The following is a 15,162-nucleotide window of genomic DNA, read 5'->3' on the forward strand; positions in this document are numbered from 1 at the left end:
CTTTGAAGTGGAAGTTCAAAGGCTTTACAAAGGAAAAGGAAATTAATACTATATTAACTTAGTTCCTGTTGCACTAGAACCTTGTCAGCGCTTTTAACTTGAGCCAGTATTGAATGAAGTGAGTAGACCGAGAGTGTTCTTTATTTGTTTCGTATCTTTTTGTATAGGCAGGCAATCAATACGTATTTTTATAAAAACCTGTAAATAGATGTTACGTTCTTCAATTATTACCAGCATTGCTTTGTACTTACATCTAAATGAGCTTTTTTAATAAAAAATAACCCTTTTAACTACTCTATCCTACTATTTTTTCTGTTTCATCACGAAACGTAAAATACAAGTTGTTTTTGAAGTTTCAATTAGTGTGTGGAGACACACACGGAGGCGGTGGCGGTACTTTTTGAAAAAAAGCTGGGTAGAGTACCTTTTAACAACCTGTTAAAGTAAAATAATAACTTATGAAAGTTTTAATTATTGAGGATGATGATATTTATGCCAGTGCCCTGGAGATAATGATAGAAGATATGGGGTACCAAGTAGCGGGCATAGCTAACAACCCTACTGAAGCATTATGTTTGTTCAAAGCCACCAGCCCCGATTTGGTTTTGATGGATATTCAGCTAAGAGGGGGGAACGGAATAGATACTGCCCGCCAAATGCCGTCGGTACCCATTATTTTTGTGACTGCCATGCAAGAAGATGAAATATTTGAGGAAGCTGTTAAAACTGACCCTTTTGCGTATATAAACAAGCCCGTAGATCGACTTGCGCTGGAACGAAGCATTAGGTTAGCCATGCATAAATACAAAAACTCTCTTAGGTCGAACGATGGGGCTGCGCTTCACCTGAAGGTGGGAAGGCAAGTGCAAAAAGTGCCTATAGATTCTATTTACTACCTAAAAGTAGAAAAAAAGCAAGTCATTATTGCCCTCACAGACCACCAACAAGTAAAAGTGCGTATGCCCTTGAGTAAGCTTACCAAACTATTGCCCAAGCAATATTTTATTCAAGTGCATCAATCGTATACAGTAAACATTAGAAGGATAGATAAAGTAACCGAAAACTGTGTGCAGATAGGGGGGGAGCAGATACCGATAAGCCGAAGACTAAAAACGCCACTCATCGATGCCTTGGAAAAACTGAAGTTCAAGCCTTAGCGGGAATGCATTAAGCTTGTGTGTTTTAGTTGCTTACTAAAATATACAAAAAAAAGCCTGAATCGTATCAGATTCAGGCTTTTTAGCCCTACCTGCCAGGTTTCAAAACCTGGCAGGTATAAAGTTTCTTATAGTTTAAGTAGACCTAGCGCTCATCTGTAAATACTACTTGTCCACCCTTCCAGGTGCCACCACGGCGTCCGGCACCGTAGCCCGTAAGTAATAGTTCTTTATAAGACTGAGCTGTCTTCTTTAACTTAAAGTTATTGAAGCCCACAGCTTTGCCATCACCCAGGTTTTTCTTAAAACCAATTTGTGCGGTGTTCCAGTCAAAAATCTTGCGGATGGCATTCTCATTGGTTTTGTTGCTGTTCCAGTCAATATAAGTTACTGTCAGGTCTTTTTCGTTGTAAGTACCTGGCAACTCAGCTACCATTACTGGCTTACCTTCCAATTCTTTCTCAGCTTTTTTCCAAAACCTTTTTACTTGACTTACCACTTGGCTTTTTATCAACTTGTTGATGTCTTTGCCTTTTACCTCTATCAATTTGCCATTTTTAAACAATGACTTTACTATAGGCAAACTGGTATAAATAGTAAAAAACTCACGGTCTTTGTCGTTGATCGGGAAGCCATCAAAGATACTTTGAGGGTGTCCTAAAGGATTACCTACTGCCTGCCCCCACTGATTGACCATGTGGCCGTTGCGATCAGTGTAAAAGTAGTTGGTGCTAAAGTCTGGCCACTGTACTTTTAACTTAGGGTAGCGGAACGATGCTTGGTGAATGCCCAACTCCAACTCATCTACCTTGTTTGCCCACCATACTCTGGCGCTTCGCTTTTGGGCACGTACCGATATACCAATAGAAGAATACAATACATAGTTTTGGTTCCATACCTTAGTCTTGATTCTTCTTCTTTTGTCGTGGTATTCGGTGCACTCTACCTTAGGACCAAACACTTTTGTCCATAGATTCTTTCTTAGGCTAGAGCACATCTTAAATTGAGTAGGGTCTACTCGTTGGTTAGTTTCGTTGCAAGTAGTACACTCGTTATCCAATACAATTTTCATTGATTCGTACTTCTGGGCAGGTCTGATCAACACAATGTCTTTGCTGATTGATTGCACCTCTTGCTCTTTGGCAAAACGACGGTTAGGTGCAGCAATTTGAGCTGCTTCTTCGGCCGCAATAAATGTATACAAATCTTTTACTTTGTCAGCGTTTACCACAAACACCCCTTCTACAGTGTATTTGTATACTTTGTTGCCCACTTGTACTTCGCGTTGCTCGTTAAGTACAGAAGCAAAGAAAGGGTCAGCAATCAAAGCATCCTCATCGTCTATGCCTTGAGGGTTACTCAATGCACGAGCTGTAGGATACATTTTGCGAAGTTTATAGTGTTCAGTGATTTTGCGTTGTTCAGTACGGGTTACATACGCCGAAGAGTTTTGTCCCTGTTCAGATTGTAACGAGCGAAATCCCTTTTGCTCCATAGCATTGAGTTGGCTCAAGTACTCACTGTTAAAGTTGGCTTTTTTGGCGTAAGCCATAAATTGTTTAAAGGCATCTTCATTGGCAAATACCGCTCTGCCATTTTTTACACTCACTTGTGCACCACCCACAACTGGGGCAAGTGCGTTGTCTTTTTTGGCGCAAGCCACCATTACAAGCCCTAGTACCAAGGCTAGTAATATTTTGTTAAGGTTCATTAAATTCATGTTTAAACTTGTTGTTTTTGCAGGTAATTAAAAATATAACTTTATTTAGGTAGAGGTATGCTCATACCTTGACCTAAACAAGCGGCGCGAAACTATCAAAGCTTTTTAAAAATCCTTACCAAGAACGTTTTTCTGCTATTTAAATCTAGATTTTTTTTCCGGCTTTATGACTATTTTTATATGGTTTTGAATGATTAAAGCTATTGTAATATACAAATAATGAGGCATTGTTTGTTATACCCTGGTGTGTAGGGGGCGGTTAGGTATGTACTGTAGTAAATAAAAAGCTTACCACCCATTTGCACTTATGGCTGTAGTCTTGTAGCTTGTCGCCCAAAAAAATGCCCCGTCTACACTTATTCGAAATAGAAGATTTTCCTTGGTATCCAGCTGTCATTCGCGAAGGTCAGACTGATTTTTTACGGTTTATGATGCAAACCTTTGACGTGTTTCGTGCCGTGATTCCACACCTGCGCGAAGCTCAGCAAAAAAGTGGTCATCATCACCTGGTAGACTTTTGTTCGGGTGGTGGAGGCTCTATGCTCTTGATTAGAAAGCACTTAAAACAAAATACTGATACGCCTTTTCGGGCAACCCTCAGCGATTTGTACCCCAATCTCAAAGCTTTTGAATATGTGCAAAAAAACTCCAATGGTGACATTGATTTTAAAGCCACGCCTGTAGATGCTGCCAACCCACCCGCAGATACTCCTCAAGGTTTTTGGACAATCTTTAATGGGTTTCATCATTTTCGCCCCGCCCAAGCCCAGCAAATACTTGCCACTGCCGTGGAACGAAAAACTCCCATAGGCATTTTTGAACCTATAGACAAGTCCTTGTTTCAAATCATTATCAACACTATAGTGTTATTAGTCTTGATGTTAGTACTCACCCCTTTTGTGCGCCCTTTTAAGTGGAGCCGATTGTTGTTTACTTACCTTATTCCTATCATTCCTTTATGTACCATCTGGGATGGGTTTGTGTCGGTGTTGCGGCTGTACACGCCCAAAGACTTGAGGCAAATGGTGGACACCGTACCAGAGGCAGCTACTTATGAATGGAAAATAGGCAAAGCCCGCCACATGTTTGGTACGGTGATTTACCTCATTGGCTATAGTAAGCTTGATAAATTACAAGAGGAAGAAAAATGATGGTGTTTGGGTGGAAGTATAGTCATTGTTGGGTACTTGTGTAGTACACAGCGTTTTTATAGATTGAATCCCCAAAGTACTCAGCGAAAATAGTACATTTGCATATGTGAGAATATAAAGCGAGTAGCTATGCCGAGAACTATAGTGAGAAAAGGCTAACCACCGCTACGATAAAAACTAAAAACAAAAAACATGGATACACTACAAACAACCCTAAAAGACGGTTATGCCATTGTAACTTTAGACCGGGGAAGAGCCAATGCAATGAATGCCCAAATGGTTACCGAACTACGCCAAACGATCAAAGCGTATAGCGAAGATACCAAGGTAGGAGGGGTGATTTTAAACGGCAAAGAAAACTTCTTTTCGGCAGGTTTAGATGTGATAGAGTTGTATAACTATGACAACGAAGAGATCAAAGCCTTTTGGGAGAGTTTTTTTGGAATGATTTACGAAATGGCAGCTTTTCGTAAGCCCCTCGTGGCAGCCATTACCGGGCACAGTCCAGCGGGTGGTTGTGTGTTGGCGGTTTGTTGTGACTATAGAGTAATGGCGGAAGGCAAATATCAAATTGGCTTGAACGAGGTACCAGTAGGTATTCTTATCAACGAAAGTATATCGAGCCTATATGCCATGTGGTTAGGCGAACGCCGGGCTTATCAGTTTTTGATGGAGGGCAAGCTCATGAACGTGCAAGAGGCTGCCGAATATGGGTTGGTTGACGAGGTGGTTGCACCAGATAAAGTGTTGGAAGCTGCCGAGGCTAAAATGCAACAATACCTACAGTTTGGCAAAGATGTGTGGCAAACCAGCAAGTTACTGTTACGCTACGAAGTGTTGGATAGAATAAAACGTCAGGAAGAAGCCAAGCTGGAAGCTACCCTCAACCAATGGTGGAACCCTGCTACCAGACAAGTATTAGAGCAGATGATTGCCCGTTTGACTAAGAAGTAGAGGGTTTTGCACAGCACCCTGAAGTGTACACAAAAAGCGGCAAGTATCAAGTGTATTTGCCGTTTTTTGTTTTTATAGCTTGCTTTGTTTGGCTTATAGTGTTGGCTAATGCTTTCCCTTTAAATACCCTCCATTAATACTATATACTGTCAATAAAATAAGAAACGCCACCACCAGCAAAAACAAGGAGTAGGCATTGGCTGCGGCATAGTTGAGGGCTTCTACTTCGTCGTAAATGGCAATAGACGCCACCTTGGTTTTGCCCGGAATGTTGCCTCCAATCATGAGCACTAATCCAAACTCGCCAATGGTGTGAGCAAAAGCCAACACAATACCCGTAAGCAACGAAGAGCGCAAGTTGGGGAGCAATATCTTAAATAAAGTGGTACGCCTTGACTTGCCCATAGTGTAGGCGGCTTCGGTAAGCGACGCAGGCAAGTTGCTAAACCCTGCCTGAATAGGTTGCACCATAAACGGTAAACTATAGAGCATAGAGGCAATGACTAATCCCTCGAAAGAGAAAATAAGCCGTAACCCAATGCCCTCCAGAAAACTTCCCAAAGCATATTGAGGGCTGAGCGCCAATAGCAAATAAAACCCCAACACCGTAGGAGGCAATACCAAAGGCATGCTTACCAGAGTTTCTACCACAGGTTTAAGCCGCGAGCGGGTAGTGGCCAACCAATAGGCCAGAGGCAACGATACCACCAACAGCAAAGCAGTAGTAATCAGTGCCAACTGAAATGTCAACATGATAGGAGTCCAGTCGATCATGAGGCAAACATAATTTCATTTGCTTTGACCATAGCCACCACTTGTTGCCCCAAGGCTAGTTGCATTTGTTGTAGGGCTGGAGTGGTTATGATTGATACAATTTGGTATCCATCAAAATCAAGTAATACTTTGCTTAGTAAGGTATCCTCTGTTATAGATTGCACCGTACACGGCAACTGATTAGGAACGCTTATATTTCCCGAAAAGGGCGCCAAAGCAAGCAATACTTCGGTTTCTTTAAACAAGAGCTCAATGTTTTGCCCTGTTTGCAGATAATCTGCAGTTTGCGGAGTGTCTATCAGCAACACCTGCAAAGTGTGTTGGGCTACCAATACTTGTACTAACGACAGATGTGTCTGACTTTGGATGTGAGTAATGTGTCCGGAGAGGTGGTTCATTGGGTTAACGAGTGAGTGGTATATCCGTATTGTTGTAAAATGCGTTGGGCAGTAGGAGTAAACAAAAATTTCTCGAAAGCTTTTGCGTTTTCCAGATTGCCTTGTCCTGTGTGTGGTTTGCCTTGAGGTATTATTACGGCAATGCCTTGGGCTATAGGTAGGTACAAGGTGGGGTTAATTTCAATCCATTTGCCCTTGTTTTTGAGCTGGGGCGACAACACCACCGCTTTGGCAGTAAACCCAACGTCAGCAGCTTGAGAAATAATAAATTGATTGGTTTGAGCAATGCTTTCGCCGTACACCAGCTTTGGCTTCATTTGGTCATATATGCCTTGTTGTTTGAGCACTGCAACAGCTGCTGCTCCATAAGGAGCTGTTTTGGGGTTGGCTATGGCCAAGTGCCGAATGCCTTGCTGAGCGAGTGTGCCCAAGTGGAGCTTAAAGTCAGGTTTTTGAGTCCAAAGCACCAGTTTGCCCCAAGCATAAGTTTTGGGGGCGTTGCTTAAGCCTGCTTTATACAAAGCTTGAGGATATTTTAGGTCGGCAGATACCAGTACATTGTAAGGAGCCCCTTCTCTTATTTGTGCGGTGAGCTTTCCTGAAGACCCCACTACTACCCTGCATTCAATTTTAAACTCCTGTTTGAACGCTTTGGTAAGTGCTTGCATGGTAAACTGCATATTGGCAGCCGTAGCAATGGTAATGCCCTCGAAAGGCTGGGTCTGACAACCAGTAAAACATACCCAAAGCAGGCTTATACAAATGATTTTTTTCATATAATTAGTTTGTGTTTGCAAAACTACAAATATCAAGTAGATGAAAAAACAGGTAGCTTATTATCAGAAAAGAAAAGCCCTACTAAAACGGTAATTGAAATAAGTAAATATCTTTGTGCTCTAGTGTGATGTATCTTCTGCCTGCCCAACGCTGGTTGAATTAGATGTAAGGTATTCTTTGATAATTATAACCTGAGAATAAAACAATTGAGCGTTTTTTTACTGGCAGAGATAAGCGTTGCCTGCTTGAATTTGTTATAATCCAACCGATAAAACATGAAACAGTTACTTGTAGTGTTAGCCATGTTACTAACACCTATGATTTATGCACAGAAAAACAGTTATACTCTTGAAGAGTACATGCAGCAAACCAATTTTAGTGGGCTTGCTGTATCCCCTAATGGGCGTTATGTTGTGGTAGTTACTCGAAAAAATGACCTGAAAAAAGATAAAGTGGCCTATCAGATGTGGAGAATTACCCTAGATAAATCAGGAAATAAGCAAGAAATGATTCCCTTAACTAAAGTATCATTTAGTGCTTTTTATTCCTTGAAGTGGGCACCCAATAACCGTTACCTTTCTTTTAGGCAAGGTGAACATTTGTATACCCTGGACATGACAGGAGGCGAAGCCATCAAGGTAAATAATAAGAAGATGCCAAAAGGTAGCCTGACAAGCTATGCCTGGTTGCCTCAAGGCAGCAATCAAATGTGTATAGCCATTACAAACACTAAAAAAAATCCGGAGGCAAAAAAAGTGAAAGCTTTATATGGTAAGGTTAAACGTAGAACCACTAAATATATGAAGTATACCACTACGTTTTATAAGGTAAACTATAGAGGAAAAGTGATAGATTCGCTTTTCTCAATAAAAAAATATGCCTATTCGCTGCTTATTTCGCCCAGTGGAAAAAAAATGGTGTTTTCGACTTACCCTATTTCTCAGAGGAAGTTTTCAGACCCCAGGGTAGACAAGGCACAAGTCTACATTGCCACGCTCGATCAGTCTTTGGTGAAATTAAAACTGCTCCCTAAAATAGGTTACCCTTTGATGTGGGGGAGTACCGATAACAACCTCATTAGTCGCTATAGTATGGTAAAAGGGGCAGACTCTACTGCTATCACTCAAACCAAACTACACAATGTATCGGTAGACAAAGGAAAAACGTGGAACCTTTCTCCTCAATTTAAAGGGCATTATCGTGAAGCGATTCTGTTAGATAAACAGCAACTATTGGCAATCGGTGATTTATCTACTCGACGAAATTTTTATTTGATAGACACTAAAAAACAAACCAGTACATCACTTACTTCTTTCAAAGGAGTAGCAACCAATCTAGCTGCATCACAAAATAGGGATGTATTGGTTTTTGTGCTCACTACCAACAAATATTTTAAAGAGGTGTATTTGGCTAAAGGCTATAAAAACCTTAAAAAACCTGTAAAACTCACTTCATTTAATGACAGTTTTGCCAAATACCCTGCTCCCACTATTCAAAAAATTAGTTGGGATAATGGAGAAGGAGATCAAATTGAAGGAGTGCTCATTTGGCCTCCAAACTTGAAAAATAAAAAGAATCTTTCATTGGTGGTTGATATTCACGGAGGTCCCTGGAGCGCTCGTTACGAAACCGTGACAATGCCATTTAGCAGTGGGCTATATTACAATTATGCAAGCTATATGGCAATGAACAATTACCTGGTGTTATTGCCTAATTATAGAGGTGGTGTAGGCAGAGGAGACAAGTTTTTGCGAGATTTGAATGGTTACTCTATTTCTCGTCCTTGTACCGACATACTCAAAGGGGTAGAATATGTGATTAAGCAGGGGTGGGCAAACCCAAATAGCTTGGCGGTGATGGGTATTAGTTATGGCGGTTTATTAACCAATGCTTTGATTACTAAAACCAATCAATTTAAAGTAGCTTTGAGCACTGCGGGGAGTTGGAACTCCATTTCTTATTTTGGGGCGTCTGACAACTTGTCTCAAACAGATGTTAGGTTTCAGGGCAAAAGGCCTTGGCAAGACTTAAAGCGATACTGGAAAGAAAGCCCCATGGCGAATACGGCAAAAATAACAACTCCTACCTTGATTATGTTTGGCGAAAACGACCGAAGAGTCCCTGTATCGCAAGGGTATGAAATGTTTAAGGCGTTGTATACCCAAAAAGTGCCATGTGAGTTGGTGTTGTTTCCCAAAGAAGGTCATTTCTGGCAGTCGCCCGTAAATCAGTTTACAAAAATAAAAATAGAAATGAACTGGCTCAATCATTATTTAAAGGGCAAGCCTTTGGTAAAATAAAGCCTGTGCATACATAGTGGATGGCTTACAAAGTACCCAGAAAAACCAAGGAAAAAATAAAACCCCGTCAAATTATCTACTCGACGGGGTTTTTAAATTTATATAACTCAAGTTACTCAGATTTACTTTGTCGTTTTAATTTCTATTGTGAGACGGTTGTATTGCTACATTAGTTATGCGACGTATTACGCAACCGTAAAACAATAAAGCCATCAGACAATAGAAATAAGCAGACTTTGAATTTACTGCATAACATCAGTTATATAATGTGAGGTACGTATACCTTGTTGTTTTTTACATTTTTTGCGCCATTTTTTTACGCTCATGCTCGTTGAGGTAAATCTTACGCAAACGAATATTTTCAGGAGTAATCTCTACATATTCGTCTTTTTGGATATATTCAAGCGATTCTTCCAACGAGAAAGTTTTCTTAGGAGCAATCTTGGTATTGTCGTCAGTACCCGATGCCCGCATGTTGGTCAATTTCTTACCCTTCTGTACGTTTACCATCAAGTCGTTCATTCGGCTATGTTCACCAATTACTTGCCCGGTGTAGACTACATCGCCTGGCTCAATAAAGAAAATACCTCGGTCTTGCAGTTTGTCGAGCGAGTAACCTTTTGCCATGCCGTCTTCCATAGAGATCAACGAACCATTGATTCGGGTTTCTATTTCACCTTTGTAAGGCTTGTACTCGTCAAAGCGGTGGTTCATTACTGCCTCACCTGCAGTAGCTGTCAAAATATCGTTCCGTAAACCAATCAAGCCACGGGCAGGAATGCTAAATTCAAGATGTTGCCAGCTGCCTTTGCTTTCCATAATCAACAACTCACCCTTACGTTTGGTGGCAAGCTCAATGGCTTTTCCAGCAGATACTTCGGGAACATCAATTACCAAAGTCTCAAACGGCTCGTGTTTTTTACCATCTATTTCTTTGAACAATACCTGAGGCTGTCCTACCTGAAACTCATAACCTTCGCGACGCATGGTTTCAATCAATACCGACAAGTGCAGGATACCACGCCCATACACCAAAAATTTATCTTCACTATCGGTAGGCTCAATCTTAAGCGCCAGGTTTTTTTCTGTTTCTTTGTATAAACGGTCACGTAAGTGACGAGAAGTTACAAATTTACCTTCTTTGCCAAAAAACGGAGAGTTGTTAATCGTAAACAACATACTCATAGTAGGCTCATCGATGGCAATACGTGGCAATGGCTCTGGGTTTTCCCAGTCGGTGATAGTGTCACCAATGTCAAAACCTTCGATACCCGTAACCGCGCAAATCTCACCAGACTTTACCTCTTCTACTTTGGCTTTGCCCAAACCTTCAAACACGTGCAGTTCTTTGATGCGTACCTTCTTTACCTCACCATTGTTTTTGCACAACGCCATAAACTCGCCTTCTTTTAGGGTGCCTCTAAACACCCGCCCAATGGCGATACGTCCTACAAACGAAGAGAAATCTAAAGAAGTAATTTGCATCTGAGGAGTACCTTCATTGCTTGGGGCAGGAGGTATGATATCTACAATTGCCTTAAGCAATGGTTCTATAGTATCGGTTGGTTTTTCCCATTGAGTATCCATCCAACCCATTTTAGCCGAACCATAAATAGTATGGAAATCCAACTGTTCTTCGGTGGCATCCAGGCTAAACATCAAGTCAAAAACCATCTCGTGCACCTCATCGGGGCGACAGTTTTCTTTGTCTACTTTGTTTACTACCACAATTGGCTTAAGCCCCAACGCCAAAGCTTTGCTCAACACAAAACGGGTTTGTGGCATAGGTCCTTCAAATGCATCAACCAAAAGCAATACACCATCTGCCATTTTAAGCACACGTTCAACTTCTCCTCCAAAGTCGGCGTGACCAGGAGTATCAATAATGTTGATTTTGGTGTCTTTATAACGTACAGACACGTTTTTGGAAACAATGGTAATTCCACGTTCACGTTCCAGGTCGTTATTATCAAGAATAAGCTCTCCAAATTCCTGATTCTCGCGGAAAAGTTGAGAGAAGTGAATAATTTTATCTACCAACGTAGTTTTACCGTGGTCTACGTGGGCAATGATGGCAATATTTCTAATGTTTTGCATGAGTACTTTTCGTAATAAAGTACAAAAGTATAGAAAAGGACTGTAGGAAAGAACAAAATGGTTAAGAAATCAATCATTCTTACCTTTGACTTAAAAAACAAGGTAACGAAACAAAGGCGGTGATAAGTATATAGAGCCTTTGTATGCCAGAATTAAGTATTAGAGAATGCTTTTTATGTGAAATATAATTTGCTGAAAAAGCTTTTTGTTAATATCGGTGTGCTAACTTACCAAGCGGTTTTTTCTATGAATAGTTATAAACTATCAATGTATTGTTTTAAATGATAATGGAAAGCTTAAAATTTTTTTGGAAACATTGTAATAAAAACCTGCTCAAGACGACTCATATCGCAAATACCATGAATATTTGACAAAGAAAATTGAAAAAATTACCCAAGGGTACAACTAATAACGAACTATAAACATCCAAATGAAAAAATCTGACTTTTTCTGTAACGAAAACCGTTTTGGTAAGTCTATACCTTCAGCGAAACTAATATAAAAAATAGCAAAGTAAGCCAGCTACTTTCATCAAGCAATACTTTGCCCTGTACTGAATACAATAATTATAATTTATAAAACCATATAACCAATGTTTAGGAATTTACTATTACTTTTTATGGGCGTACTGCTCATGGCAAATCAGGCTATTGCCCAAGCTGATGTAACGGGCAAAATCAAAGACAAAGATGGAGAACCTGTAATTGCGGCAGTAGTAGCCCTGTTAACATCGCCAGGCGACAAAATGGTGAAGGCAGCCGTGGCTAAAAATGATGGAACTTTTACCATAAAAATGGTGAAAGCAGGTAGCTATAAGCTGCAAATAAGGGTGTTGGGTTACAAAGACTACAGTTCTAAACCCTTTACCATAAGTGGCAATGCTACCAAAGCATTGGATGTTATTACTTTAGAAAACGACATAGAATCGCTGGGAGAAGTGGTAGTAAAAGCTGAAAAGCCTCTGGTACAGGTGCTGGCCGACAAAACCGTATTTAATGTAGACAATACCGTAGGTACTACGGGTAGTTCAGGGTTTGACCTTTTGCGCAAAGCTCCAGGGGTAATCGTAGATAACAACGACAATGTAATGGTAGAGGGCAAGTCAGGGGTATTATTTTATGTCAATGGCAAGCCATCAGTATTACGGGGTGAAGACTTGGTAAACTACCTTAAAACCTTGCAAGCCACTGATATAGAAGCCATTGAAATTATTACCCAGCCATCGTCTAAATACGATGCAGAAGGCAATGCTGGAATCATAAACATTAAGCTAAAGCGTGATAAGTCATTAGGAACCAACGGTACCGTATCGCTGGGGCTGATTGCCGGGCAATACAATCGCTATACCAGCTCTTTGTCTTTTAACAACCGCACCAAAAAAACAAGTTTGTACGGCGCTTATAGCAATCGCATAGGCAGAAGTTTCAATTTCATCAACTTTTATCGTATCCAAAACGGGACTACTTTTGACTCTCGTTCGAGAACAGTGCGTGACCGAAATGCCCATAACTTGCGTTTGGGTTTTGACTATTACCTGAGCAAGAAATCTACTTTGGGTGCCATCGTTACCGGAAGTTTTAACGAAATGTTTGCCAATAACGATTCTCGTACCCCTATCATTCCCAATGGTGCTACTACGCCCTCGCAGGTATTGGTGGCCGAAAGCGATGCCCATAACAAAACATTTAATGGCTATGCCAATGTAAACTATAAGTATGAAAGTGGTAAAGGGCGTTCGTTAAATTTAGATGTAGACTATGGGCAGTACATTAGCGACCGCACCAACCTGCAGCCCAACCGTTTTTTTGATGGTGATGAAGCGATCATCGTGAGCGAAAACATCACTTTCTTTGACACACCAGTAAATATCGGAGTGTTTTCGGCACAGTTAAATTATACCCAAAACTTTTTGAAAGGTGTGCTTGGGCTAGGAGGAAAGTATGCATTGGTAAGTACCGATAACAACTTTCAGTTTTATGACCGAGTAGGAGGGGTAGATATATTGAATACTGCCCAAACCAATGAGTTTTTTTATGATGAGCAAGTGACTGCTGCTTACTTTAACTATAACCGAAAGTTTAAAAAACTCAATATACAATTTGGGTTACGAATGGAGCACACCGCCTCTGACGGACGCTTGGAAAGTATGCAGGCAAACGCTGACAATCAGGTGAAACGCGATTATGTAAACTGGTTTCCTAGTGGTGGGCTTACTTACAGTCTCAACCAACAAAACACCTTTGCGCTGAACTACAGCCGTCGTATTCGCCGACCCAATTATCAGGTGTTGAATCCGTTTGAGTATAGAATCGATGGGCTGTCTTTTCGCAAGGGAAACCCTTTTTTGCAACCTCAGTATACCGATAATGTGAAGTTGTCGCATACTTATAAGTATACCTTGACTACTTCACTGAGTTATAGCTTTACCTCAGACTATTTTGCGCAGGTAACCGAGGCTTTGCCTGATGATCGTAACTTTTTGATGACCCGTAATGTAGCCAATCGCAGAGTAATTAACCTGGGCATTGCTTATCCTACCCGTTTTACCAAATGGTGGAGCATCTATTTTAGCTTAAACGCTTACCGTAGCATTTTCGAAGCAACCAACCCTGCCTTTATCGGCATTTCACAAAATGCCATGAGCCTCTACGCGCAAAATACGTTTAAATTGCCTGGTGGCCTTACTGCCGAAATATCAGGTTGGTACAGTTCTCCTTCATTGTGGGGTGGTACTTACCAGGTCAAAAGTTTGGGTGCATTGAATTTTGCTTTCCAGAAAAAACTTTTGGGCAACAAAATAACGGCAAGGCTTGCCTTCAACGATGTTTTGTATACTTCTCCGTGGAGAGGCGACACTTTTTTCCCAAACCTTAGTATTTATGGCAGTGGTGGTTGGGATAGTCGCCAGGTGCGTTTCTCATTGTCTTACAACTTTGGTCGTAAAGAAATCAAGCGGGCGAGAAAACGCAAAACCAGTATTGAAAACGAAAAAGGACGAATGGGGAATTAGTGGGTAGCGCTGACAAGGATTCCAGGAACCAGGCGCTAGGTATCCCCTGTTCTATAGGTAGTTCATAAAAGATGCCAATAACTATAAATGATACACTCCATCAGAGTAAGGCGTTTGCCTGGACTTTGGTGGAGTTTTTTGTTTGATAAAGTTTGAGAGAGGGCATAGGTGGATACACACGATACATTCTTTAATCTTTACAAACAGATTGAAAGTTTTTAGGTATTTGTTCACCAAATTTTTGTGCTTTATTAAGGTCTTGACAAGCTTTAGTTTTTTTGCCTAAATCCAAGTAAATATAACCGCGTAATAGATAAGCAGTGGCATATTTGGGGTTTAGCTGAATGGGTGCTGTGTAATCATCTATTGCAAGTTGAAGGGCTTTTTTCTCCTCATAGGTAGCTGCACGACTCATATACAACGATGGTATTGAATCATTTAACCTTATGGCTTTAGTGTAGTTTATAACTGCTTGATCTGCTTGTCCAATGGTGGCTTGCAGCTGACCAAGGTTAAAAAAAGCTCGATAATCTTTTTTACTAAGCTCTATAGTTTTTAAAAAAAGTTTTTTTGAAGCAGTGTAATCTTTTAAATAAAAATAAGCAATTCCTAGCAGCAAGTAGTTTTCATAGTTTTGAGGATTTACTTTGATGGCTATTTTGAGGTGCTTTTGTGCTTGTGAATAATTTTCAAGGTTTGACTCAATCATTCCTAACATTTCATTGGCAAAAATATCACGTTCATCTATTAGAAAGTGTTTTAAAAGGTGTTTAGGAGAGAAAATGTACTCAAACTATTTACTTTAGGGTTGCAAAACTTTCAAG

11 protein-coding genes are annotated in these 15,162 nt (G+C 40.6%); 5 read left to right on the top strand and 6 right to left on the bottom strand.

The genetic code is table 11. The annotated features are described in order from the left end of the window. Positions 1-458 precede the first annotated feature (458 nt). Complete coding sequence (locus Q0954_RS28910; protein ID WP_299463669.1) at positions 459-1,157, top strand: LytTR family DNA-binding domain-containing protein; 699 nt, start codon at positions 459-461, stop codon at positions 1,155-1,157. Between the two features lie 145 nt (positions 1,158-1,302). Here Q0954_RS28910 and Q0954_RS28915 read toward each other — a convergent pair whose 3' ends face one another. Beyond that, positions 1,303-2,868 carry a hypothetical protein gene (locus Q0954_RS28915; protein WP_299463672.1) on the bottom strand — a complete coding sequence of 522 codons (1,566 nt, stop codon included), beginning with the start codon at positions 2,866-2,868 and terminating at the stop codon, positions 1,303-1,305. Between the two features lie 350 nt (positions 2,869-3,218). On the opposite strand from Q0954_RS28915, the gene Q0954_RS28920 reads away from it, so the two are divergent. Both Q0954_RS28920 and Q0954_RS28925 read left to right on the top strand, forming a co-directional pair. Next, positions 3,219-4,028 (top strand): class I SAM-dependent methyltransferase, encoded by an 810-nt coding sequence (locus Q0954_RS28920; RefSeq protein ID WP_299463675.1) that lies wholly within the window; start codon positions 3,219-3,221, stop codon positions 4,026-4,028. 192 nt (positions 4,029-4,220) lie between these two features. Then, positions 4,221-4,982, top strand: a complete 762-nt coding sequence (locus Q0954_RS28925) for an enoyl-CoA hydratase/isomerase family protein (RefSeq protein ID WP_299463677.1) — start codon at positions 4,221-4,223, stop codon at positions 4,980-4,982. 105 nt (positions 4,983-5,087) lie between these two features. Here Q0954_RS28925 and modB read toward each other — a convergent pair whose 3' ends face one another. The 3 genes from modB to modA are packed head-to-tail and all read right to left on the bottom strand — an operon-like array spanning position 5,088 to position 6,930. Further along, entirely contained in the window at positions 5,088-5,756 is a 669-nt protein-coding gene (gene modB / locus Q0954_RS28930) for a molybdate ABC transporter permease subunit (protein ID WP_299463680.1), read from the bottom strand. Next, positions 5,753-6,154 carry a molybdopterin-binding protein gene (locus Q0954_RS28935; RefSeq protein ID WP_299463683.1) on the bottom strand — a complete coding sequence of 134 codons (402 nt, stop codon included), beginning with the start codon at positions 6,152-6,154 and terminating at the stop codon, positions 5,753-5,755. The genes modB and Q0954_RS28935 overlap by 4 nt, the downstream gene beginning before the upstream one ends. Then, positions 6,151-6,930 (bottom strand): molybdate ABC transporter substrate-binding protein, encoded by a 780-nt coding sequence (modA, locus tag Q0954_RS28940; protein ID WP_299463686.1) that lies wholly within the window; start codon positions 6,928-6,930, stop codon positions 6,151-6,153. Before modA ends, Q0954_RS28935 begins: the two co-directional genes overlap by 4 nt. 276 nt (positions 6,931-7,206) lie before the next feature. Here modA and Q0954_RS28945 point away from each other — a divergent pair, with 276 nt between their 5' ends. Further along, positions 7,207-9,231 carry a prolyl oligopeptidase family serine peptidase gene (locus Q0954_RS28945; RefSeq protein ID WP_299463689.1) on the top strand — a complete coding sequence of 675 codons (2,025 nt, stop codon included), beginning with the start codon at positions 7,207-7,209 and terminating at the stop codon, positions 9,229-9,231. Positions 9,232-9,525: 294 nt separating this feature from the next. Here Q0954_RS28945 and typA read toward each other — a convergent pair whose 3' ends face one another. Beyond that, positions 9,526-11,328 (bottom strand): translational GTPase TypA, encoded by a 1,803-nt coding sequence (typA, locus tag Q0954_RS28950; RefSeq protein WP_299463691.1) that lies wholly within the window; start codon positions 11,326-11,328, stop codon positions 9,526-9,528. Positions 11,329-11,920: 592 nt separating this feature from the next. Between typA and Q0954_RS28955 the strand changes: the two genes are divergently transcribed. Next, on the top strand, positions 11,921-14,338 hold the full coding sequence (locus Q0954_RS28955) for a TonB-dependent receptor (protein WP_299463694.1): 2,418 nt from the start codon (positions 11,921-11,923) through the stop codon (positions 14,336-14,338). Positions 14,339-14,528: 190 nt separating this feature from the next. Here the strand turns inward: Q0954_RS28955 and Q0954_RS28960 are convergent, their stop codons facing one another. After that, positions 14,529-15,056 (bottom strand): tetratricopeptide repeat protein, encoded by a 528-nt coding sequence (locus Q0954_RS28960; protein ID WP_299463697.1) that lies wholly within the window; start codon positions 15,054-15,056, stop codon positions 14,529-14,531. Positions 15,057-15,162: the final 106 nt, after the last annotated feature.

The sequence above is a fragment of the uncultured Microscilla sp. genome (genome assembly GCF_947493425.1).
In the GTDB taxonomy this organism is placed as follows: Bacteria; Bacteroidota; Bacteroidia; order Cytophagales; family Microscillaceae; genus Microscilla.

What these genes read in the sequence shown, in the direction of transcription:
- modA (WP_299463686.1), bottom strand. Translation starts at nt 6,930, where the DNA reads ATGAAAAAAATCATTTGTATAAGCCTGCTTTGGGTATGTTTTACTGGT.
- Q0954_RS28925 (WP_299463677.1), top strand. Translation starts at nt 4,221, where the DNA reads ATGGATACACTACAAACAACCCTAAAAGACGGTTATGCCATTGTAACT.
- Q0954_RS28935 (WP_299463683.1), bottom strand. Translation starts at nt 6,154, where the DNA reads ATGAACCACCTCTCCGGACACATTACTCACATCCAAAGTCAGACACAT.
- Q0954_RS28920 (WP_299463675.1), top strand. Translation starts at nt 3,219, where the DNA reads ATGCCCCGTCTACACTTATTCGAAATAGAAGATTTTCCTTGGTATCCA.
- Q0954_RS28915 (WP_299463672.1), bottom strand. Translation starts at nt 2,868, where the DNA reads ATGAACCTTAACAAAATATTACTAGCCTTGGTACTAGGGCTTGTAATG.
- Q0954_RS28955 (WP_299463694.1), top strand. Translation starts at nt 11,921, where the DNA reads ATGTTTAGGAATTTACTATTACTTTTTATGGGCGTACTGCTCATGGCA.
- Q0954_RS28960 (WP_299463697.1), bottom strand. Translation starts at nt 15,056, where the DNA reads ATGTTAGGAATGATTGAGTCAAACCTTGAAAATTATTCACAAGCACAA.
- Q0954_RS28910 (WP_299463669.1), top strand. Translation starts at nt 459, where the DNA reads ATGAAAGTTTTAATTATTGAGGATGATGATATTTATGCCAGTGCCCTG.
- Q0954_RS28945 (WP_299463689.1), top strand. Translation starts at nt 7,207, where the DNA reads ATGAAACAGTTACTTGTAGTGTTAGCCATGTTACTAACACCTATGATT.
- typA (WP_299463691.1), bottom strand. Translation starts at nt 11,328, where the DNA reads ATGCAAAACATTAGAAATATTGCCATCATTGCCCACGTAGACCACGGT.
- modB (WP_299463680.1), bottom strand. Translation starts at nt 5,756, where the DNA reads ATGATCGACTGGACTCCTATCATGTTGACATTTCAGTTGGCACTGATT.